Below are 24,011 nucleotides of genomic sequence, written 5' to 3'. Positions count from 1 at the left end.
TTATGCTTTAAACTCATCCATTAATTGATCTATTGTGATTGTTTTTTGACTGTCAAATTCTTTTTGATAAATAACTTCAGCACGTAAAGCTTTTAAGCCAGATACACCTTGTAAATCTTCCAAATCTAATTTTTCAATTTCTCCTAATTGATTTTTAGACTGTAAATACTTAATGTATTTTAAGTACTCATCAGCATCTTTATCTTGAGAGTATACAATGGCTATTTTACCAGGAACAGTTAAACGTTCATTTGTGTTTTTTATATGTGCTTTATCAATACGCTTTTTTATAATCTCATAACGAATATTGTAAGCGCCGTCAACGTCAAATTGTTTTTCATCCATTCTAAATTTAATAGCTAACGGATTGCTATGTACTAGGATTAACGAAGCTACTTGTAAGTCGTGTTCCATAGATTTGCGTGCCGTATTTGCAACGTTTTCCATTTCGCACATAACTTGTAATTGCCATAATCTTAAGTTATATAAATATAAATCGTCGTACTTTTTTGTCTTTGTTAAAGACTGTCCTATATACATATTGTATTCAACCCCATCTGTTTTATAGCGTTCAAAATAGTGAGGAAACATTTTTTGTGCTTCTTCTTGTTTAGAGTCTATAAACTTAGCTAGTTTATTGTTTAACAAAGTCACACTATGTTCGTAAGCTTTACGTTTTTCATACACTACCTGTAAATTAGGGTCTAAACGATCCATATAAGTGTTCACTAAGGAATGTAACTCACTGTTTATTTCTTTGATATGATTAAAAACAGGATATATTTCTCGTTTTAAAAAATCTAAAATACCAATTTCATCTCCAGCTTTTAATCCAATTTCTACCTCATGCGAGTATTCTTTAATGCGGAACATTAATTCGTTGTAAATAGGTAGTTGTTCAGATTTGCAAGCTTCTTTTAATACTAAAATCCCTAAATCAAGCTGTGTTGTTAAATCTTCTTTTATTGCATTGTTTCTAGCTATAGATGATCCTTTAATATCAGATTGTCCATATAGAGGATAAACGTTGTCAAAAACAATTTGATCAAGTTTTATATCTTCTTCCTTGTTGAAAATATCTGTTTGATAATTTTCTGCTGCTTCATAAAAACGCCATTTTACTGAAGGATGAATAGAAGTGTAATGTTCCTGAATGGTTGCTTCTAAAACATTTTGATATTCATCAGCAGAACGCTCAATAGCAGCTTCGAAAACTGGAATTAAATCTTTTAACTTTTGTTGGTTTAAAGAATTTAATTCATAAGGTCTAGGAGAAGCTATTTCTATTAAAGCAAGATCATCGCTATTAGAAGCTTTTATTGGAATTAATAAAAGACTACCAATGTTTTTTTCTTTTAAACGTTTGTAGAAGAAATTCTGATTAGATTGTTTACCATATTTTTCAATATCAGAAATGGCAATAGTCTCAGTCTGATGAAAAACTTTTTCCAAAATATAATCACAGAAAAAATGATTGCAATTAATAGCGCATTCATCATTTAAAATAAGACTTTCAGATTTTTTTATATGTGTTGATTCTAATTTAGAATGAGATGTGTCAAAAAGTGAAAAGCCAGTGGTTAAATCTTTAATGTTGAAAAATTCACGTAAGTCTTTTTGAAGTTTTTCATTAATACTATCATCATGTTTTTCTAACAAGGTGTTTCTGATAGAAGAGATCGTTTCGTCAGCCGTTACATCAAATAAATTCATGATGCCAAAACCTTTGAATATATATGAATTCGGAGGGAATTTTTCTCTCCATACATCTGGATTATCAAAATTGTCTAATAATATTTTGATATCTTCTTCTGTAAGTTTTGGTGCTTTTTCAGTTGGAGTTATTTCCATGAAATCGCCGTTAAAAGCAACACGATAATGTTTTGTAATTCCAGCTGTTTTATCAGGTATATCAAAGAAAAAAGGTCTTTTTAAATCAATGTGGGTGTTGTACACTAATCCTAAAATTAGGGTGCAAGCCATAATATACATGGTGCCTTCTTCAAAATCTCTAATTCTTAAATCGTAATCCTCTCCTGCATTTTGAATAATGTTTTCAAATCTCTCAGTGAATTTAAAAGAAGTGAAAGTAAAAGGCATTGTAGCGGCTTTTATCTCATTATTAGTTAAAATAATAGGAAATAAATTTTCTAATAAAAGATCTATAATATCTTCATACTTTTTTAATAAAGACAAGTCAGAAAATCCAGTAATAAGTTCTGGATACTTTTGAATTTCCTTTACCATAATGTTTGCCGAAGCATGATAAGGATGGTCTTTCTGTTCTTCACTAGCAAAACCACTAATCATTTGGTAGATTTTTTCAAAGCTAACTTGAAGTTGCATTGGTAGTTCTACGTTCTTTAAATCTTTTGGTTGCCTTATTTTCATTTGTTTCCTTTCTTTCTATGTGCAAATTTACGAAATTGTATACAGTTTGTCGTTTTTTGGTTATTTTGCTTTCGAAAATGCTATATAAAACATTAAAAAGCCATTATTTCAATAATAATGGCTCTTGTAATTATAGTTATTTTTTAGAAATGAAAATCATATTCTCTAACTTTTCCTTTTTTACCTAGGCTATTAAATTTCCAACTAAAACCTAACATAAAATATTGTTGTAAAACGGTACTTTGTGAGTCTTCTACATAATTAGATATGGCTCTTCGTTGTGCATTTGTGTTTTGATTTAATAAATCATAAGCTTTTAAGCTAATAGAACCTTTGTCATTTAAAATTGAGTATGCCAAAGTTGCATTCCAAAACCAAGCAGCTTTGTTAAAGCCAATTACATTCGGGTTATAAGTGTATCTAACGTCATTTCTCCACTCAAGTTTTTTAGGGAAGTTTGTTCTTGTTAATATTCTTAATGAGTGTCTAGTAAAGTTTTGATTTTGATTAGTGTTGATATCGTATTTTGTTTTTGAAAAAGAGATGTCGTATCTAGTTTCTATAGAAACAAGTTTATTCCAATTTAAGGTAATTCCAAGATTTGGTCTTAGTGCTGTTGTTCTTGCTCCTTCTTTTACATTATTTAAAATATTAAAGTTTTTATATGCACTTATGTTAGCTCCAGCTCTAAGTTTTAAGCTAGTAATAGAATCTAGTTTTATTTTTTTAGTATAATTACCACCACTCCAAATATCGTAACCTCCATCAACATTTTCATAAGTGGTGTTTCTACGTAAATCAGCATCTATTGTTGTGTTAGAAACGATTTGGTTTTTAAACATGCTACCACTTATATAAAACCAAAGCCCTGTTCCAGCCTGCCAGTTAAATTTGTTGAAATTAATATACATTCTGTGGTTTTGTGTAGGTTTTAATTCAGGGTTTCCTGTAATAATATTTGATGGATTATTTACATTAGAAAACGGTTGTAATTGATTAATATTTGGAACTCTATTGCTTATACGATAGTTAAAAGACAAAGAGGCTTTAGAATCAAATCTATATCGGAAATTAGATCTTAATGATAAGTTATTAAATTCCTTTTTTAAGTTTAAGTTAGGTCTAAGTTTATCTTTATTTTCTAAGGTTCTATTTACTAATCCTGTTTCAATATTAAAACGCCATTTTTTCGTATTGTATACAAATTCTACAGCAGGAGTTTTAACTATGTCGTTGTAAGTGAAATCTGAACTTAAATCTTGATTAAAATCTGAGTATTGTTGAGTTGTGTTATTAAAATCAAAGGTTCCTCTTTTATTATCTCTTTCATCTTGTGTAAAAGTATATTTCGTATCTAAAAAGAACTTTTTAGCGATTAAAGGAAGTCTGTATGTAATTTTTGATTTTAAACTATTTAAGTTGTTAGTTGTTGTACTTTTTTGATCTCTATTTTCTATACTAGGATTAGTTCCTAAAATATTGATTGTTGATTTATTAAAACCTTCAGAGTCAGATTTATCTACCTGATTAATAATATAGGCTTTAATGAATGAACCATTTTTTCCTAACTTTTTGGTGATATCTATTTTATTCCTAAAATTATTAGCTGTAGATTTTGAGTATGAGTTACTAGTAAAACTATTAGTTAGTATTTTATTTTCGTCTAAAGATTCTTCTTGTATACTATTATTCCCCTCTCTTTTATTATAAACAAACGAAGGTTTAATATTTATGAGAAAAGTAGAGTCTATTTCTATATCTAGCTCAGTGTCTATACTATGGTTATGATTTTCATCATTTGAATTTGAAGAAGATGTTGTAAAATAGTTTCTATCGGGTAAAGTGTATTCTCTATTGTTTTTTGATTCATTATTAGAAGTACTACTTGAGTAAAAATAATTTGCATTAATGTCTAGCCCCTTTCCGTATTCATCTGCATAAGTAGCTCCAGCAGTTTTTGATTTTATAATTCCACTTCCACCACCAAAATTTCTTCCGTTGATGCTAAAGCTTCCATTTCCGTTAATCCACGTACTACCACCGCCTCCAAACATTTTTTGAATCTCACCAAAACTAAAACCTGGTGAGTTAATGTTGTTTGAACTAGCAAGAACACTAAATCGTTGATTGTTATCAAAGCGATTAACCATTGTAGCTGCTTCATAGCGTTTATCTGTTCCTCCCCCTGCAGAAATTCTACCAAACCAACCTTTGTTGTTTTCTTTTTTTATAGTAAGATTAATTGTTTTGTTTTCTGAGTCACCTTTTTCTCCAGAAAACGCTTCAGATTTTGATTTTGTATCGGTAATCTGAACTTTTTCAATAATATCTTTTGTTAGGTTTTTGGTTGTAATGCTAGGATCGTTTCCAAAGAAAGGTTTACCATTTACTAGTATTTTATTTACAGATTTACCGTTAACAGTTATTTTCCCTTCTTCATCAATTTCAACACCGGGTAATTTTTTTAATAAATCTTCAACATTGGCGTCTTTTTTTGTTTTAAAAGATTTTACATTGAATTCTACGGTATCTTTTTTTATCGTAATAGGTGCTCTAGACTTAATAACGACTTCATTTAATAAATTCCTATTCTCTTTTAAATTGATAATTCCTAGATTGAAATCTGTTTTTTTATCTAAAGATATTAGTTTGGTGTAGTTGTCCATTCCTACAAAGGAAATGAAGAGTTTTAAATCTTTATGAAATGATTTTCCTTCTAAAGAGAAGTTACCCTTTTCATTAGAAATAGTGTATGAAATTACAGAGGAATCTTTAACTCTTTCTAAATGAATAGTAGCTGCTTCTATTGGTTTCTTTTCTTTAAAAGAATTGATTTTTCCAGTAATCTTAAATTGATATGATTGAGCCGAAATATTTCTAATAAGAAATAAGCCCAAAATAAAAAGTAGTTTTTTCATAGTTTTTGTAGCAAGTTATGAGCTATGTACAAAGGAATGAAAAAACTACTTTTAAAAAAGTTAATTTATGTTAAACCTATTTTTGTCTAAAATAGATACTAATAGGCACACCATTAAAGTTATAGTGTTCTCGTAATTGATTTTCTAAATAACGTTTATAAGGATCTCTAATATATTGAGGTAAATTGGCAAAAAATGCAAACTGTGGCGTATGCGTAGGTAGCTGCATACAATATTTAATTTTTATAAACTTTCCTTTCGTTGCTGGTGGAGGGTTGTGCTCCATAATTTCCAGCATGGTTTCGTTTAATTTACTTGTTTTGATTCGACGTTTTCTATTTTCATAAACTTCAACAGCACTTTCGATAGCTTTAAAGATACGTTGTTTGTTTAATACAGATATAAATACGATTGGAACATCTGTAAAAGGAGCAATTTTCTTTCTAATATGCGCTTCAAAATCACGCATAGTATTCGTTTCCTTTTCGATTAAGTCCCATTTGTTAACTAGTATAACAATACCTTTTCTGTTTTTTTCAGCCAACCAAAATATTTTTTCAACTTGACCTTCAAAATCACGAGTAGCATCAACAACCAAAATGGCAACATCACAATGTTCAATGGCACGTACAGCACGCATTACAGAATAAAACTCTAAGTCTTCTTTTACTTTCGATTTTTTTCTAATACCTGCAGTATCTACTAAATTGAATTCAAAACCATAACGGTTGTATTTTGTGTCAATAGAATCACGTGTAGTTCCAGCTATGTTTGTAACAATGTTTCTGTCTTCACCGATTAAAGCATTGATAAAAGAAGATTTTCCTGCATTAGGTCTTCCAACTACTGCAAAACGTGGCAATTCATCTTCAGAAGTTTCTTCTTCTTCAGGAAGAGCTTCAGCTACAGCATCTAATAAATCTCCTGTACCGCTTCCGTTTATTGAAGAAATTGTATGGTAATCTCCTAAACCAAGATTGTAAAATTCAACAGCATCTGCATCACGCATCGCATTATCAACCTTATTTACAGCCATAAAAAGAGGCTTTTTTACTTGGCGTAATATTTTTGCAACAGCTTCATCCATAGGAGTAATTCCTTGTTCCACATCAACTACAAAAACAATAATATCAGCTTCATCAATAGCTAATTGAACTTGCTTACGTATTTCTCCTTCAAATATATCATCTGATCCTACTACATATCCTCCAGTATCGATTACAGAAAATTCCTTTCCGTTCCACTCAGATTTACCGTAATGACGATCTCTTGTAACACCACTAACAGAATCTACAATAGCCTCACGGCGTTGTACTAACCTATTAAATAAAGTGGATTTTCCTACATTGGGTCTACCAACTATGGCAACAATACTACTCATTTTGCAAAAATTTGTGCAAAGATACAATTTACAGTATGAACTTTATAAGAATTTCATATAGTATAATGTTTTTACTAAATTGTAGGCAAATAATATATTAGATATGGATGATAAATTATATAATCAGGTTTTTCTAAAACCGAGATTCCAAATTGAATTTGAGATGAATTCAGAAGTTTTATTGGGTGAGATTAAAAAGAATTTATCTGAAGTATCAAAGTACAGAACCAAACTCGTGGACAATCATTTAGTAATTGATGTTCCCGATAAAGAAAATCATTTTTGGTCACCACAATTGCATATTGAAATTGAAGATGTAACTGATTTAACTTCTAAAGTAAAAGGATTGTTTGGCCCGAAGCCTCAAGTATGGACACTCTTTATGTTTCTTCATTTTTTTGTGGCTACTGCTTTTCTAATTTTCGGAATTATTGCTTACAGTAATTGGTCGTTAAATAAATCGTCAATATTGCCTATAGTAATGTTGGTTGTTTTACCTATAGTTTGGGTACTGTTGTATTTTGTAGGAACCATAGGTAAAGCTACAGGTAAAAAGCAAATGGACGAATTGAAAGACTTTACAAAGAAACTATTAAAAGAAGTAAAAGGTTAATCTTTATAACCAAATCGTTTTAATTGTCTTTCATTTGAACGCCAGTTTTTATTTACTTTAACATACAAGTCTAAAAATACTTTTTTATCAAAAAACTGTTGTAGATCTTTTCTAGCTTCAGTACCTACACGTTTAATGGCTGATCCTTTATGACCTATAATAATACCTTTTTGGGTTTCGCGTTCAACCATAATTACTGCACGAATTTTTATGATTTTTTCTTCTTCTACAAATTCTTCTGTTTCTACTTCAACCGAATACGGAATTTCTTTTTTGTAGTGTTGAAGAATTTTTTCACGAATTTTTTCATTTACAAAAAAACGTTCAGGCTTATCTGTTAATTGATCTTTTGGATAAAAAGGTGGAGCTTCAGGAAGTAACTCTATAATTTTATAAAAAACAGTTTCAACATTAAATTTCTCTAACGCTGAAATTACATAAACAAATGAGTTGGGTACTTTGTTTCTCCAGTAAGCTATTTTTTCTTCAACTTCTTCTTGTGAAGACTTGTCAATTTTATTTAATAATAATATAACTGGAATTTTACTATTAATGATTTTATTGAAGAATGCTTCGTTTTTTAATTCTTTTTCTCCAACTTCTACCATGTAAATTAAAACATCAGCATCTTCAAAAGCAGATTTTACAAAATCCATCATAGAAGCTTGTAACTCATAGGCAGGTTTAATAATTCCAGGAGTATCTGAGAAAACAACTTGATAGTCTTCATTATTTACAATTCCTAAAATTCTATGTCGGGTTGTTTGTGCCTTAGAAGTAATAATTGATAGTTTTTCACCAACTAATGCGTTCATTAAAGTTGATTTTCCAACGTTTGGGTTCCCGATAATATTTACAAATCCTGCTTTATGTGTCATGTTGCAAAGATAAGCTGTTTTAAGTTAGAAATGTTTGTTTTTTATATGCTTGTTCTTGTTGTAGTTAACAGTTTTATTGGTTTAAAAACGGTTTTTTGTTTGGTAGTAAGGAATAAAAAGTTGTATATTTGCAACCGCAAATCGCGGGATAGAGCAGTAGGTAGCTCGTCGGGCTCATAACCCGAAGGTCACAGGTTCGAGTCCTGTTCCCGCTACTAGATTTGACAAGGCTTTCAAGAAATTGAAAGCCTTTTTTGATTTTACAGGTGCAACAAAATAATTATTTTTTAAGTGTTGTGTGAAGACAATAAATCTGCCTTCAAAGCAAGACGGTCACAGGTTCGAATCCTGTCGCGACCACAGGAAAACAAAGGTTTTCAGGAAACTGGAAGCCTTTGTTGTTTAAAAATTGCCCGTTTTTTTAGATTGTGGTTTAGTAAAAAAATAGAATTAAATCCAAAATATTTCTATGAGTTTGACATATGAAATAGTCGAAGTAATGGAGTATATAGATGTAAGAAAATCTAATCGCTGTATGTTTCTAGTGTTTGTTTAGTAATCTCACTTTTATATGGAATAAAAAAAAGTAGCTTCTTAGTTTTTTTACATATTGATTTTGACACTTAATTTATTAGAGGGTTATATAGAAGTGACACCTTTTTCAAAATTGATTGCAAAATGCAGCAGCGAGATTGTTGCCATTGAACTTCTAGAAAAGCAACCCGTAGACTTAATTTTTACGGATATTCAAATGCTTAATTTGTCTGGAATGGAATTTTCTAAATTAATTTTAAATAAAAAAATCAGAATTATTTTCACCACTGCCTTTGAAGAATTTGCTTTAGTAAGTTATGAATTAAACGCAATTTACTATTTAGTAAGATCAATTAGTTATCTAGAGTTTTTAGTAACGACAATATAACCAAACAGCAAATACTTCAAGATATTAAACAGGTTATTATTGATGATTATATTTTTGTAAAATCAGAATATAAACTCATAAAAATTGAGTTTAAAGATTTGATTTATGCTGAAGGAGCTAAAGATTATTTAAAGTTTTATATCGTTAACTCAGAAAAACCAATTCTTACTTTAAAAAGTATGAAATCTTTAGAAGAAGAATTACCCAAAAACCAGTTTATTTGCCTGCATTGTTCGTTTATTGTGAATTTAAAAAAGGTCGCTACAATAGAGCGAAACTGTATTGTTTTTGGTAATACATATATTCCAGTTTTAGAAAATATAAAGTGGTGTTTTTTTAAGTTTATTAAAAAAGGTTATTCAATAATAGATAAAATAATCAAAAACGTCTATTAGTTTACTTTAGAAGTCTATTTCATTTTAAGGCTATACTTCTACAATTTTGATGTATTCATTTAAATACTAAACATCAATGATTAGAACATTTATTTTTATTGTTATCTGTCTTTCTGTATTAGCGACTTATTCACAAAACAATTCAAAAAAACTAACTAAGAATGAGCTCAAAGCAACTATAAACGGGATAACTAATGTATTAGAAGAGAACTATGTTTTTCCAGATAAAGTTGCTCAAATAAGTACACTTTTAAACAATAATTTAAAAAAAGGGGTTTATAACTCAGAAAAAATTAGCCGAAAAACTTACCAAAGATTTACAATCTATCACTAATGATAAGCATTTGAGGGTATTCTACAGCCCAAATAACCAAAGAAGCTCAAAAGAAATAAGTACTGAAGCACAAAAAAAGTTTGAACAAAAGATGATTGCCATGGAGCAAAGGGATAACTTTTTGTTTAAAGAAGTTAAAATTTTAGATGGTAACATTGGTTACATCGATTTTAGAGGGTTCCGTGACCCGAAACACGCAAGTAAAACAGTGATTTCAGCATTAGGTTTTTTACAGAATACGGATGCTATTATTCTTGATTTAAGAAATAACGGGGGTGGATATCCACAGATGGTGCAGTTAATTGCTAGCTATTTTGTTACGGATAAACCAGTACATTTAAATACTTTTTATAATAGAGTAGAGGATACGTATAATCAGTATTGGACCTTGCCGTATGTGCCAGGAAAAAGACTACCAAATGTACAATTATATATATTAACAAGTAGCAGTACGTTTTCTGCTGCTGAAGAGTTTTCTTATGATTTAAAACATTTAAAACGTGCCATATTGGTTGGTGAAACTACTGGCGGAGGCGCGCATCCGGGAGAGTCGTTTCAAATTAATAATGCGTTTAAAGTTTGGACGCCAACAGGTAGAGCGATTAATCCAATTACAAAAGCAAATTGGGAAGGGGTGGGCGTTATTCCTCATATAAAAACTACTGAAAAAAATGCCTTAATAGCAGCACAATTAAAGGCCTTAGATTCTTTAAATACGCTTAACAGAGATCCTTTTAGAAAAGGATATTATAAATGGCATATAGAAACATTAAATGCGGTTAAATCGCCTGTGAAAGTTCCTTTTAAAACTCTAAAACAGTACGAAGGGTCTTATGGTAGAATCAATATTTTTTTAGAAAATGACACACTGTATTACCAAAGTGGAAATGATGAAAAATTAAAACTGACTCCGATAAATCAATTTGCTTTTCAATATGGAGAACTTACAGATGTTAGAATGATATTTTCTATTAAAAATAACGAAATAGAATTAACAACTAAGAATGTATATGGTAGATCAGATGTTTATAAAAAAGAAAAGAAATAATTTATTATGATAATTACAACAACAGATCAAATTCCTAATCAGGACATTCAAGACATTTTAGGCATAGTAAAAGGAAATTCGGTTCGCGCTCGAAATTTAGGAAGAGACGCTGTGGCCTTACTTAAAAATGTAGTAGGAGGAGAGTTGGATGAATATACTAAGTTATTGTACCAATCTAGAGAGCAAGCCATGGAACGGTTAATTGAAGAAGCTAAAAATCTTAATGCCGATGCTGTAATTAATATTCGATTTTCTACAGCTGTGGTAGTACAAGCAGCTTCAGAAATTTTAGTTTATGGTACAGCAGTAAAACTTAAAAGTATTAATAACAATGACTAATACTGTACAAACATCAAATTGGAAAGGGTATACAGTTGACCTAATTATTTACATAGCCATTATGTTTTTAATTAGAGAAACATCCATTCCTAATTCGCATTATTTAGTAACTGGTTTTTTATATTCAGGTACTACTTTATTGGTAGTTACTTGGATGATGAAACGTCGCGGGATTACTTGGAAAACATTAGGCTTAGTAAGGCCAAAAAGCATCAAAGAAACGCTTATAAGTTCAGTAGTTATTTTTATTACAATTATTGCCACTTTGCTTATTTTTAATCTCATACAAGATTCGTTTGCTGTCGCAAAAGAAAGTAGTGAAGCTGTAAAAGGTACTAATACTGGATATTCACTTCGTAATGGAGATTATGGTTATTTTTTTTCAGTTATTCTTTTTGTATGGTTGCAATCGGCACTCGAAGAGTTATTAGAACGTGGTTTTCTTATCACTTGGGTAGAAGGATTATTTTCGAATGTAAAATTTAGAACTGCCATCGCCATCATAGTACAAGCCTGCATTTGGGGGTTTCGTCATTCATATGATATCTCAGAACGTTCTATTTCAGTTTTCCTTATCGGAATTATCATGGGAATCGCTTATGTAAAACTAGACCGAAATTTATGGCCAGTTATTATAGCGCATTGTGCAATGAATACGATGTCGATGATATGAGAAACAGGATTATAAGATATTTAAAACATATTAGTGTTACTGTCTTTTTTTTAATTATCGCAGCAGTAATTTTCGGACTGAATATAGGAGCAAGTTTGAGTTATGCAGAAGATTCTCAAAGAATGAATTGGCATAATGATGGACCGTATTTGTTTTATGAAAATGATAGTACGGTAGTAGTAAATTATATAGAAGGGAATAATAACAAAGGGTTTTATGCAGAAAAAAAGAAATACTCTACTAACAGTATAATACCAGCAAAAAGCTATTTTAATTTAGACTCTACTTCTTTTGATTTTACCATCTATCCAAAGATTGAGACTCCAAAAGTGGTTTATAATGATGATAATAAAATAATTGCTATTTCAGATATTGAAAGTAGTTATAAAGCTTTTAGAGATTTTTTAATTGCTTATAAAGTTATAGATCAAAATTTAAACTGGATTTTTAAGCAAGGTCATCTGGTTTTAGTTGGGGATTTTGTAGATAGAGGTTTTTCTACTACACAAGTATTATGGTTTATTTATAAGTTAGAGCAAGAAGCTAAATCAAAAGGAGGAACAGTACATTTTATCATTGGTAATCATGAATTAAAAAATTTGCATGGTGATTATGCATCCAGTTCTCCAAAATATAAGTTTATATCATCTATACTTGGGAAAAATCAATTTGATTTATATAGTAAAAACTCAGTTTTAGGTAAATGGCTGGCAAGTAAAAATACAATCGAATTGATAAACGGTATTTTGTTTACTCATGGAGGATTGCACCCTAAAATTGCTAATACCAATATGAGTTTACTAGAAATTAATCAATTTATAAGAGCGCATTATTATCGAGCGAATTATCCAAAAGCCAATAAAACAATAAATGATTTTTTAATTTCTTCAAAAGAAGGTATTTGTTGGTATCGCGGTTATTTTAAGGATGATTTATCTCAAATAGATGTTGAGGTTGGACTTGATAAGTTTAATGCAAAAGCCATTGTGGTGGGACATACATTACAATCTAAAGTAACTACACTTTTCAATAAAAAAGTAATCGCAATTGATGTTAAGCATCCTAAAGATTATCATAAAAATTGGCCTACTCCAAAGTCGGAAGGGTTATTAATTGATGGGGATTTATTTTTTAGACTATTTGATAATGGAAAAAAGGAAGAGTTATAAGACAATTATTTTGTGTTTGGTTTAAAAATCACAACAATTTAGTTACTTCACTCTTATAAACTCTGCCAATAGGAATTTTAAATGATTGAATACAAATTTGATTACCTTCAATTGATTCTATTTTATTTTTGGCAATGATAAACGATTTATGAACCCGTAAAAAGTTACTAGAAGACAATATGCTTTCGTAATGGGAAATTTTCTCGTGAGTAATAATCATTCCACTAGTTAAAAATAATTTTGTGTAATTGCCATAGGCTTCTATGTACAGAATATCATTAGCATTTATTTGATGGTGCTTTTTATCACCCTTAACAAAAAAAAAATTTTCAGAAATATCGTGTGTAGAACTATTTTTAATTTCTTGGCTAAAAGTTTTTATAGCTAATGTTTTGTTTACTGCTTTCATAAATCTACTAAAGCTAAAAGGTTTTAGTAGATAATCTGAAATATTTAATTCATATCCTTCTAGTGCGAATTCTTCATATGCAGTGGTAACAATAACTTTTGGAGGTTTATTTAATGTTTTAAGCATTTCAAAACCTGTTAATTCGGGCATATTAATATCTAGAAATATTAAATCGATCGTTTGTTCATTTAATAATTTTATAGCATCAAAAGCATTATAGCAATTCCCTGTTTTTTTTAAGTGCGGTAATTTAGCGCAATAGTTTTCTATAATGCGGTGTGCAATGGGTTCATCATCTATAATTAAAAATGTAGTCATTAGGTTTCTATTTCTAATTTAACATTATAAACTGTATCAGTTTTTTTTATGGTTAATTTATGCTTTTCTGGATAAATGAGTGTTAATCTCTGTTTAAGGTTTTCAAGACCTAAACCTTCATTTGTTTTAGATATATTCGGTTTGAAATTATTTTCAATTTCAAATATAATTTTATTTTTTAATGTTTTTAAACATATATGCACATAGGCATTTTCAGTTAACAACTCAACACCGTGTTTAAAAGCATTTTCTAAAAGAATAATAAATAATAACGGAGCAACTTTAAGACTGTTTAATTCATAATCAAAGGTGATAGCTACATTTTTATGATATCTAATTTTATGCAATTCAATATAATTTTTTAAATATTCTATTTCTTGTTTTAAAGGAACTAGATTTTTGTCTCCTTGGTAAATAGTATAGCGCAGTAAATCTGAAAGTTTTAAAACTACTTCGGGAGCAGCATCAGATTTTTCTACAGTGAGGCCATATAAATTATTCAAAGTATTGAATAAAAAGTGTGGGTTAATTTGCGATTTTAATAAAGTTAATTCCGCTTTTACTTTCCCCTGTTTTAATGTTTGTATTCGTTTCCAGTATTCAAAAACCCATACTAGAATTGCAACGATAACTGAAAAAATAAATAGATTGATAACAACGCCAAAGTATTCTTTGGAGAGTGTTGTAAACAATCTGATATAAACAAAAGACACTAATATGCTTCCATAGAAAAGGAGTAAGGAAACTTTGTATTTAAAAAAGAAAATTGGCACAAAAATATAAATGCTGAGTACCCAAATTATAATTTCTAGCGAGAATGTTAAGGGGTTGTTGGCAATATTAAAATAGCTATCTATACTTATGGTAATGATTTGCATTGCAATTAATACTGCTACTTTAATAAGAAGTTGTTCTTTTCTTTTTACATCAAAAAAACGATGGGTTAAAAACCATAAAACTCCCCAAACAATAATAAAAGTAAATATTATACTATTAGGGTTATTTGTAAATTCTTTAGCATCATAAAACAAAAAATAAACACTAATTAAAGCAATGAAAAAACTGATAAGTAGTGCTTTGTTTTTATTCAAGAAATCATTCATACATCAAAAGTACAAATGTTAAATCAATATACTAATAATTATGACAAACTGTATGGTATTATTACTAAACGACATCAATTTTTAGTCAAAAGGCATTGAGGTGTTTACTACTGTTTTATATTGTTTTTTTCTTACACTTCATCATTATTTTTAGTTCCTGATTTGTTTTGATTTTATGTTTGCTATATAAAATTTGTAAACCTAAAAAATGAACTCATTACATATTCAAAACCTATCAAAAACCTATCCTAATGGCGTAAAAGCATTAAATAATGTTTCTCTTACCATTACTAACGGAATGTTTGGATTATTAGGCCCCAATGGAGCAGGTAAATCATCACTAATGAAAACTATTGCTTCGTTGCAAGAACCTTCTTCAGGATCTATCATGTTTAATGATAAAGATATAGTCTCTAATCCGCAAGAGATTAGAAATCAACTTGGTTATTTACCGCAAGAATTTGGAGTATATCCAAAAATAAGTGCTCAAAAATTATTAAATCATATCGCTGTGTTAAAAGGTATGGTTGATAAAACCGAGCGTAAAAATCAGGTAGATTCCTTATTAGAACAAACTAATTTATATCAGCATCGTAAAAAATCTGTTCACACATTTTCTGGTGGAATGCGACAACGGTTTGGAATTGCACAAGCCTTATTAGGAAACCCACAGTTAATAATTGTTGATGAACCCACTGCTGGATTAGACCCAGAAGAACGCAATCGATTTTTAAATTTATTAAGTGAAATAGGGAATAATGTCATAGTAATTCTGTCTACGCATATCGTTGAAGACGTTAAAGATCTTTGCTCTAATATGGCCATTCTTAATAAAGGGGAAATTATCAAACAAGGCAACCCAATTGAATTGACTTCAACTTTAGAAGGACATGTTTGGGGTAAAGCAATTGAAAATGAATCATTAAAATTCTATCAAGAAGAATTTAAAGTGCTTTCTACACGATCGATTTCTGGAAAAACTCAAATTAAAATTTATTCAGAGTCAAACCCAAATTCAGGATTTACCTTGATGCAACCCGATTTAGAAAGTGTTTATTTTTCAGAATTATCTAAATCATCAATCTAAAAAACAACAATATGTTTAAACTTTTATTCGGTTTTGAAATCAACTATCATAGTAAGCAAAAAGCATTTTTATGGTTAAGTATTCTCTTTTTAGCCTTAGGTTTTATGAAAGGTAATGCTAATCATATATCTTCTAATGTAAGCATCAATGCTGCTTATCAAATTAATTATAATACTATTTCAAGCATCATGTTTTGTACACTAGTTATTATGTTTTTTGTGATAAGCGGAGTACTTAGAGACAAGCAATACCAAATAGAACCTATTGTATACAGTACAGCCATAAAAAAAAGCTCCTTTTTTATTAGTAGATTTTTGGGTGTTTATGTTTTTAGTTTAGTAACACTTACAATGAGTTTGATTGGTTTTGCTTTAGGGATTGGATTTACAAATGTAGCCCCAAAGTATGTAGCAGAATTTAATTTAGGAAATTATCTTTGGGTTTGGATGCTATTTATAGTACCAAATGTATTCATTTTTTCTTCCATACTATTTTCAATTGCATTAGTAACAAAAAATACCTTTGCTACCTATACAAGTGCAATAATTATATATCTATTGTATTGGGCGTGTTCTATTTATTTTAATTCACCAATGCTGGTGCAATCTTCTCCTGTTTCTCCTGAGACTATGGCTGTTGGAGCTTTGGTAGACCCTTTTGGTATTTACGCTTTTTTTGAGCAAACACAATACTGGACGCCTTTTCAAAAAAACAATCAATCCATTTCTTTATCGGGTAACTTTCTGTGGAATCGAATTGTCTGGTGTGTTTTGTCAATAGGATTGTTGCTATGGAGTTATAACCTATTTTCATTTAGAAAAGAGCATACAAAAAAGAAGGTAAAAGAATTCGCAACTATACCAGAAAGTTACACTGGACGTTATCAACCAATATATCATCTAAATCACAAGCTTAAAGGACAATTTTTAAGTTTTACATCAGTATTGAAAATAGAACTCATCAATGTTTTTAAAAGCTTATCATTTATGGCTATTCTATTGATATGGGTGGCGCTTTTGGTTATTCAAATTTATTCTTGGATCGATGAAGGAGGTGTGTATAATGATAGCTTTTATCCTACAACTGATTTGATGATTTATCTAATTGGGATGCTAAAATATCCATTACCATTTTTAAGTTTAGTACTAATTATTTTGTATAGTGGCGAATTAATTTGGAGAGAGCACAGTCTAAAATTTAACAGTATAATAGGAGGAACACCAACAACAAATAGTGTCTTTTTTTTAGCAAAAGGAATTGCTATTTTTTTAGTACCCATTGTATTAATTGTTGTAAGTATTCTTGTTGCCATGATGTTACAAGTTAGTAAAGGATATTACAATTTTGAGATAACTCAATATTTTAAAATGTTTTATTTTCAGGCAATACCACTGTTTTTTTACACATTATTAGCCTTGTTTGTTCAAAGTGTTTGTACCAATAAATATGTAGGAATGTTTATTACAACCTTAATAATTGTGGTATTTGGAACGCCGTTAATCACTCAATTTGGACTCGAACATCCTTTGTTTAAAATAGGAGCATTACCTAATGTTCATTATACAAATATGACAGGATATAGTAGCTCTATAAAGGCATTTCATCATTTTGCATTGTATTGGTCTTTCTTTGGTTTGCTATTGGCATTATTATCATTTAAGATATGGCAAAGAGGAACTGTATATCAATTTTCCTTTAAAATTAAGCAATTATTTATGAATTGGAAACCATGGCAGCGTTTAAGTTTGGTGGTGCTAGTTTTATTGTTTATCGGATTTGGGACTCAAATTTTTTACAATACAAATATTATAAATAACTATAAAACCATTGAAGAATCTTTAAGTCAGCGAGTAGATTATGAACGTAAGTATAAACAATATGAGACTTTAGACAGATTGTATCCCACTACTATTAATACCAAAGTTGATTTATATCCACAAGAAAGAAGTTATAAGATAACAGCAGATTATGTACTGAAAAACAAGGGGAATAATGCAGTAAGTAAAGTATTTATAACACAAAGAACACCTTTAAAATCAATTTATTTAGAAAATGCAGAATTGATAGAAAAGGACAGTGTATTAGGAACGTATGTTTTTCATTTTAAAGAAAAAGTGCTGCCAGAACAAGAAGTAATTTTTAAGTTTTCAATAGAAAAAAAATATAAAGGGTACGAAAATAACAAGGTTGTTTTACCTAACGGAAGTTACTTGACACATCAAGACTTTGACCCTGTTCTGGGGTATATGTCTGGTAGAGAGCTTTCTGATAATGTTGAAAGAGTAAAAAGAAACTTGCCAGAAATTGAGGTAGAAGAAATAACAGATGAGCATTTAAAGAACCATCAGATAAGTTACGGTAAAGTTGTCTATGAAAGTATTGTTTCTACACAAAGTAATGAAACAGCAATTACTTCTGGAGATTTATTAAGAAAATGGACTCAGAATGATAGAAACTACTTTCATTTTAAAGCCAAAGAAAAAATAATACCAAGTATCGCTTATTTCTCTTCAAATTATACAATAAAAACTGAAAATTATAAAGGAATACAGGTAGAACAATATTACAATGAAGAACACCAATTTAATATAGATACCATTCAAAAAAGTATGAAGGAGACATTAGCTTATTGTACTGAAAATTTTGGGCAGTATCCATTCAATCATTTGCGTATTGTAGAAATTCCAAGTCATTGGACATTTGGAGGATTTGCACATCCTGGAGTAATTAGCATGGTTGAAAATAAACTGTACTTAAGTGATATCAGCAATACAAAAGGTTTTAATTTGGTTACTAAACGTACTATTCATGAAGTTGCACATCAATGGTGGGGACATATTTTATCTCCTAAATTTGTTGAAGGAGCCTCGCTATTTACAGAAGGATTAGCAAAATATACAGAAGCAGTAATCATGGAAAAAATGTATGGAAAAAGTGCTATATATCAATTAAGTCAATCAGCTAATTCTAGATATTTTAGAGGAAGATCTTATGCCTCAAATCAAGAACTTCCGTTGTATTTAAATAACGAACAAAGTTATCTTACTTATGGTAAAAATTACACGGTAATGTTAGCATTAAGAGATATACTCGGTGAACAATTACTAAATAAAGTGCTAAAAGAGTTACTCAATAAATATCGTAATAGTACAGAATTTGAGATTACCTCATTAGACTTTTTAAATGCATTGTATAAAGTTACTCCAGAAGAATATCATGTACTAATTAACGATTGGTTAAAACGAATAATACGTTATGACTTATCTGTCAAAGAAACATCACATAGCAAACTTTCTAATGGAATGTATGAAGTCACTTTAAAAGTACAAGCAAAGCGATTTAAAATGCAATCAACAGGAGAAGAAATTTCTACAGCTATTAATGAACACATAAATATTGGAATTTTTAGAGAACATCCAAGTGAATTGATATCTTCTAAATCTATTCTATATCTAAAACCACATCAAATAAATAAAGAGAGGATGGAATTTAAAATATTAATAAAGGAGCTTCCTAAATTTATAGCTATAGATCCTTTTGGAACACGCTCAGATCAAAATTTAGCCGATAATATTGTTAAACTATAAATATATACTTCCAATCAAAATCAAATTTGTAGAACTTACTATATATAGTGATTCTGTAAAACTAAAGATGTCATAGAGTAGGGATGTCTCTAACTTTTGATTAATACAATAAAAATCAAGTAGTATTACAATAATTAATAACTGATAAAAAAAGAAAAGGGAAAAGGTATAAAACAGGAGGATTAATATTTAGTGACCGACCAGATAAAGAAACTCAACTAGGTTTAAGTAAAATTTATAAAGAATTAGAAGCTGTTAAGGATAAGGTATTAAGGAGAAAGAATCATCAAGAATATCTAGACAAAGGTCTTTTAGGTGGAGCTCCAAGGATTTATTTGGGGCAAACTGGAAGTAAAAATAACGGCTTGTTTTTATTTGACAAAGAGGGTAGGCGTAGAGTTAATTTTCACATAGATAATAACAACAATGTAAGGTTAGAGGCCTATGATGAAAAAGGAAATGTAGTTAGTACATGGCCGAAATAGACTGTTTATAGATAAAATTCTCTTATTAGTATATCTTTTTTTAGCAGTTTGTATACTTTATCAATTTTATAGCTAATATGTTTCTATTTTTCAACTCAAAAACTTTCTAAAACAATTTATATTTAAAAATCAGAAATATGATAAAGAAAACTTTAATGGCTCTTCTACTATTAACATTCTCACAAAGTGTAGAAGCGCAATTTTGGAAAAAAATTAAAAATAAGATAGAGAAGAAAGCTAGTGAAAAAGTAGACAAAATTTTATTTCCAAAAGTAGAAGGTAAAAAGGATTCTGAAGATAAAAAAGAAAAAAGAACTAAGGCAGTAATCATTAAAAATGAAACCCTTGATTTATGGACGAATTACGATTTTGTTCCAGGAGAAAATGTCCTTTTTTACGATACATTTAAAGATGATGAATATGGTGCTTTTCCAAAACGATGGGATATTAATTTAGGAAGTGCAGAAATAGCACGCGTAAATGGAGAGAAAGTATTTTTACTTAATGGAAATTCAAGTGTATATCCTTTACTTACAAATTTTGACTTTACTAAGAGAACTTCGATAGAATTAGATATTTATTGTGGAGAGAAATTTTGGAAAAGAGGTATTTCTAATAAATATAGTATTAAACTTTGGGATAAAGCCGATAAATATGATACTTACAAGAAGTCCTTTAAAGCGTCAAAGCTTAGAGAAATTGAAATAAGGAAAAATGGAGATGTTTTAAAAGTTAGTATGGGAGATTTTGGAAGAGGAATTGCGCTTAAAGATGTTAAAAATAAAATTGGATGGCATCACTTAGTAATTGTTAGTAATGGGAAAGACTTGTTTCAGTTGTATTTTGATGAATTAAAAATATTAAACCTCCCTAAATTAGGAACTTTCCCTACAGGAGTGACTATACAAGTGGATGAATTCGGAAACCAAAAGAATAATTCAATGGCAATAAAAGCCATTAAAATTGCTCAAGGAGGAAATTCATTATATAAACAGATTATAACAAACGGAAATTTTTCAACAAACGGAATTTTATTCAATACAGGAAAATCAAAGTTAAAACCAGAATCAAGTGGTGTGTTAAAAAGCATTGCTAATTTACTTCTTGATAACCCAGGTTGGAAGTTCGAAATTGTTGGTCATACAGATAATGTTGGAGAAAAAAAAGATAATCTTATATTATCTCAGAATCGAGCTAAATCAGTACAAAAAGTACTTATAAAATTAGGGATACAAGCTTCGCGTTTAACTACATTAGGAAGAGGAGAAAGTGAGCCACTTAACACTAATAGTACAACAGAAGAAAGAGCTAACAATAGACGTGTTGTCTTTAAGCTTAAAAAATAATCTAAATACACTAAAAAATTGAAATTATGAAAAAGGTAAAATTATGTAGTTTGTTTTTATTGATGTTATTCCTTTCTTGCTCTAAGGAAGAACAAATTGAAGAAGAATTATCTATGGAAGTTGAGTTTTTAACTCAAAAATTTGAAGTGGATCAAGCAATTACTTTAAATATAAAATCAAATCAAGATATATTTAGATTTGGTATATCTAAGGACCATGAGGGTTTTTACTACTTAAGTTTAGAAAACTACGGTAAGAGCGTTGATATAACATTTAGCCTTGATAAAATTGGGAGAAATACAATTGAAATATTTATTGAAAGTAAACAGAAAGAAGTACTTAAAAAGAGTATTGATCTAGATGTGAAAAAAGGAAATTCTGTTAAAATAAAAAGTTTAAGAATGGTATCTTTTCCAAAAATGAATGAGGTTTGGGATGCTGAATATTCAAATACTGATATTAATAGATTAGCAGATTTACAATTTAGATTAAAAAAAAATCATATAGCAACATCTTTTAATAAAGAAATTTTGTTTGGATTAAAAAAATGGCATGTGTCTGATATATTGTTTAATCAAGGTAATTTAACATGGGAATTATCAAATAAAAATATAAACATAGATCCAAATTTAAAAACTAAGTTTAGATTTGGAGATGTAGATGAAGATGGAAGTATTATAATTCTTTATAAATGTTTTCCAGATTGTATAGAATTTAGTTTAAAAGAGTATATCAAAGACAAACCGAAAAAGATTATATTAAAAAGAGATGATATTGATTTAGAAATAGAACTAGAACTTGAATGGTAAAATTTAAAAGGTGTGCTCAAATTAATATTATTAACATATACTCTACTTTTACTTGCTATAAAACCCATTCTGTCTACTTTTTTAAAAATGAGAGCCTTTTAATGTTAGTTTCGCTTATGAATCAATAATATTAATTTAATGAGAACTTTACTTTTAATTTTTCTAAGTGTCCACATAATTACATGCGCACAGAATAACAGAATAACAAAAGGACAAAAAAAACAAGTAGATAAATTGTTTTCTAAATGGAACAAACCCAATTCTCCAGGAATGGCAATTGGTGTAGTTTCTAACGGAAAGATGATTTATTCAAAAGGCTATGGTTTAGCAAATTTAGAGCACAATATTTCAAATTCACCCAAAACAGCTTTTAATATAGCGTCTAATGGAAAACAATTTACAGCAGCAGCAATTATACTTTTAAGTATTGAAGGGAAGTTAGCGTTAAATCAATCTATTAAAGATTTTTTCCCAGAGCTTCCAAACTATTTTGAACAAATTACCATTATAAATTTATTGCATCATACAAGTGGTTTGAGAGATTTTTCGCAAATTACTTATTTGAGTGGATTACGACCTTATGATTATTATAATGATGAAGATATTTTTAAATGGATAAAGAATCAGAAAGCATTAAACTTTATTCCAGGAGAAAAGTTTTTATACAGTAATTCTAATTATTGGTTGTTAGGGCAAATAGTTGAAAAAATATCTGGCATAAGTTTGGCTGAATTCGCTAAGAAAGAAATTTTTAGTCCATTAAAAATGGATGATACAAGCTTTATAAATAACAATTCAATTATTATTAAAAATAGAGCATCAGGCTATTATTATTCTCGTAGAAGAAGTGGTTTTAGAGCTATTGTTTCAACATTGGAACACACTGGAAATGGAGGAGTGTATACTACTGTAAATGACTTAAGAAAATGGACAGACGCTTTTTATAATAAAACTATTTTAAACGCTGATTTTTGGAAATTAATGACTGCTAAAGGAACGTTAAACAACGGAAGGGAAATAGAATATGCTTGTGCGCTTGAAATTAAAAATTATAAAGGGTTAGAAACGATAGAGCATGGAGGAAGAGCACCAGGTTATTTATCGGATATTATAAATTTTCCAAAAGAAAATTTTACAGTTATTGTATTAACAAATGCAACAAACACCAATGCTACTCAGTTAGGATATCAAATAGCTAATATTTTTCTAAAAGATAAATTTAAAAGTTCAAAAAAATCTAAAGAAAAAGTACACAAAACTATAACACTAAAAGTAAAAGAACTAAATAAACATATAGGTGCTTATTGGAACGCTAACGATTCTTATTCTAGAGAAATAAAGTTAAAAAATGACACGTTATTTTATACACGTTCACCTAGAAATAGCAATCCATTAGTTGCGATTAGTAAGAATACGTTTAAAATGATACATACTCCACCAGAATTAAATGTACTTGTAAGTTTTGCAGATAATAACATAATGACATTTATAGAGAATAACGTAGAAGTTGCTAGCTTTAAAAAGTATAAACCCGCAAACTATACTAACATTCAGTTAGAAAAATTTACAGGAAAATATTATAGCGAGGAGATTGATACAGAATACGAATTAAAGCAAAATAAAAAAGGATTACAGTTATTTATTAATGGAAGAAGAACAGTACCTTTATTTCCTATAATGAGGAATGTGTTTAACAGCCCAATGGCGCTTTTTAAATTTAATGAAGTTGATGGTCAAATTAAGAGTTTTACTGTATCTACTCCAAGGGTTAAAAAGATATTATTCAAAAAAATGGATTAGTTTAAA

General features: G+C 29.3%; 19 protein-coding genes and 2 tRNA genes. 15 read left to right on the top strand and 6 right to left on the bottom strand.

The genetic code is table 11. The features are described 5' to 3' along the window. The 3 genes from Q0958_RS00275 to der all read right to left on the bottom strand — a co-directional run bounded on the left by Q0958_RS00275 (nt 1) and on the right by der (nt 6,690). Nucleotides 1–2,391: a GAF domain-containing protein gene (locus Q0958_RS00275; protein ID WP_299118290.1), complete on the bottom strand. Its 2,391-nt coding sequence runs from the start codon at nt 2,389–2,391 to the stop codon at nt 1–3. Nucleotides 2,392–2,534: 143 nt separating this feature from the next. Next, complete coding sequence (locus Q0958_RS00270) at nt 2,535–5,309, bottom strand: outer membrane beta-barrel protein (protein WP_299118289.1); 2,775 nt, start codon at nt 5,307–5,309, stop codon at nt 2,535–2,537. Between the two features lie 76 nt (nt 5,310–5,385). Then, nucleotides 5,386–6,690, bottom strand: a complete 1,305-nt coding sequence (der, locus tag Q0958_RS00265) for a ribosome biogenesis GTPase Der (protein ID WP_299118288.1) — start codon at nt 6,688–6,690, stop codon at nt 5,386–5,388. Nucleotides 6,691–6,853: 163 nt separating this feature from the next. Here der and Q0958_RS00260 point away from each other — a divergent pair, with 163 nt between their 5' ends. Beyond that, nucleotides 6,854–7,303: a GTP-binding protein gene (locus Q0958_RS00260; RefSeq protein WP_299118287.1), complete on the top strand. Its 450-nt coding sequence runs from the start codon at nt 6,854–6,856 to the stop codon at nt 7,301–7,303. Here Q0958_RS00260 and era read toward each other — a convergent pair. Further along, nucleotides 7,300–8,181: a GTPase Era gene (gene era, locus Q0958_RS00255; RefSeq protein ID WP_299118286.1), complete on the bottom strand. Its 882-nt coding sequence runs from the start codon at nt 8,179–8,181 to the stop codon at nt 7,300–7,302. The genes Q0958_RS00260 and era overlap by 4 nt on opposite strands. Before the next feature lie 142 nt (nt 8,182–8,323). On the opposite strand from era, the gene Q0958_RS00250 reads away from it, so the two are divergent. From Q0958_RS00250 to Q0958_RS00215, 9 genes are all read left to right on the top strand, one after another. Next, nucleotides 8,324–8,396 (top strand) — tRNA-Met (locus Q0958_RS00250). Between the two features lie 76 nt (nt 8,397–8,472). Beyond that, nucleotides 8,473–8,541: transfer RNA gene (locus tag Q0958_RS00245), tRNA-OTHER, on the top strand. Between the two features lie 256 nt (nt 8,542–8,797). After that, nucleotides 8,798–9,103: a response regulator gene (locus Q0958_RS00240; RefSeq protein WP_299118285.1), complete on the top strand. Its 306-nt coding sequence runs from the start codon at nt 8,798–8,800 to the stop codon at nt 9,101–9,103. Further along, nucleotides 9,100–9,498: a LytTR family DNA-binding domain-containing protein gene (locus Q0958_RS18925; RefSeq protein ID WP_366140134.1), complete on the top strand. Its 399-nt coding sequence runs from the start codon at nt 9,100–9,102 to the stop codon at nt 9,496–9,498. Before Q0958_RS00240 ends, Q0958_RS18925 begins: the two co-directional genes overlap by 4 nt. A 76-nt stretch (nt 9,499–9,574) precedes the next feature. Then, nucleotides 9,575–9,832, top strand: coding sequence for a hypothetical protein (locus Q0958_RS00235; protein WP_299118284.1), 258 nt, complete (start codon nt 9,575–9,577; stop codon nt 9,830–9,832). A 100-nt stretch (nt 9,833–9,932) separates the two neighbouring features. Continuing rightward, nucleotides 9,933–10,880 carry a S41 family peptidase gene (locus Q0958_RS00230; protein ID WP_299118283.1) on the top strand — a complete coding sequence of 316 codons (948 nt, stop codon included), beginning with the start codon at nt 9,933–9,935 and terminating at the stop codon, nt 10,878–10,880. 6 nt (nt 10,881–10,886) lie between these two features. Beyond that, nucleotides 10,887–11,219, top strand: coding sequence for a YbjQ family protein (locus tag Q0958_RS00225; protein WP_299118282.1), 333 nt, complete (start codon nt 10,887–10,889; stop codon nt 11,217–11,219). After that, nucleotides 11,212–11,892 (top strand): CPBP family intramembrane glutamic endopeptidase, encoded by a 681-nt coding sequence (locus tag Q0958_RS00220; RefSeq protein ID WP_299118281.1) that lies wholly within the window; start codon nt 11,212–11,214, stop codon nt 11,890–11,892. The genes Q0958_RS00225 and Q0958_RS00220 overlap by 8 nt, the downstream gene beginning before the upstream one ends. Beyond that, a complete protein-coding gene (locus tag Q0958_RS00215) occupies nt 11,889–13,061 on the top strand; it encodes a metallophosphoesterase (protein WP_299118280.1) in 1,173 nt (390 codons plus the stop codon). Before Q0958_RS00220 ends, Q0958_RS00215 begins: the two co-directional genes overlap by 4 nt. A 28-nt stretch (nt 13,062–13,089) precedes the next feature. On the opposite strand, the gene Q0958_RS00210 is transcribed toward Q0958_RS00215, so the two are convergent. Together Q0958_RS00210 and Q0958_RS00205 are read right to left on the bottom strand one after the other, a co-directional pair. After that, nucleotides 13,090–13,788, bottom strand: a complete 699-nt coding sequence (locus Q0958_RS00210) for a LytTR family DNA-binding domain-containing protein (RefSeq protein ID WP_299118279.1) — start codon at nt 13,786–13,788, stop codon at nt 13,090–13,092. Then, nucleotides 13,788–14,891 (bottom strand): histidine kinase, encoded by a 1,104-nt coding sequence (locus Q0958_RS00205; RefSeq protein ID WP_299118278.1) that lies wholly within the window; start codon nt 14,889–14,891, stop codon nt 13,788–13,790. Before Q0958_RS00205 ends, Q0958_RS00210 begins: the two co-directional genes overlap by 1 nt. A gap of 208 nt (nt 14,892–15,099) precedes the next feature. On the opposite strand from Q0958_RS00205, the gene Q0958_RS00200 reads away from it, so the two are divergent. The 5 genes from Q0958_RS00200 (at nt 15,100) to Q0958_RS00180 (ending at nt 24,005) form a co-directional block, all read left to right on the top strand. Then, a complete protein-coding gene (locus Q0958_RS00200; RefSeq protein ID WP_299118277.1) occupies nt 15,100–15,978 on the top strand; it encodes an ABC transporter ATP-binding protein in 879 nt (292 codons plus the stop codon). Between the two features lie 11 nt (nt 15,979–15,989). Beyond that, on the top strand, nt 15,990–19,565 hold the full coding sequence (locus Q0958_RS00195) for a M1 family aminopeptidase (RefSeq protein ID WP_299118276.1): 3,576 nt from the start codon (nt 15,990–15,992) through the stop codon (nt 19,563–19,565). A 622-nt stretch (nt 19,566–20,187) separates the two neighbouring features. After that, complete coding sequence (locus Q0958_RS00190; RefSeq protein WP_299118275.1) at nt 20,188–21,396, top strand: OmpA family protein; 1,209 nt, start codon at nt 20,188–20,190, stop codon at nt 21,394–21,396. Between the two features lie 26 nt (nt 21,397–21,422). After that, nucleotides 21,423–22,205 (top strand): hypothetical protein, encoded by a 783-nt coding sequence (locus tag Q0958_RS00185; RefSeq protein ID WP_299118274.1) that lies wholly within the window; start codon nt 21,423–21,425, stop codon nt 22,203–22,205. Between the two features lie 138 nt (nt 22,206–22,343). Then, nucleotides 22,344–24,005, top strand: coding sequence for a serine hydrolase domain-containing protein (locus Q0958_RS00180; RefSeq protein ID WP_299118273.1), 1,662 nt, complete (start codon nt 22,344–22,346; stop codon nt 24,003–24,005). The last annotated feature ends 6 nt before the right edge of the window (nt 24,006–24,011 follow it).

Origin of the sequence: uncultured Tenacibaculum sp., assembly GCF_947499065.1 — a bacterium.
Taxonomy (GTDB): Bacteria; Bacteroidota; Bacteroidia; order Flavobacteriales; family Flavobacteriaceae; genus Polaribacter.
The sequence above is the reverse complement of the archived record's forward strand: the minus strand, read 5'-3'. Positions and strand labels throughout refer to the sequence as shown.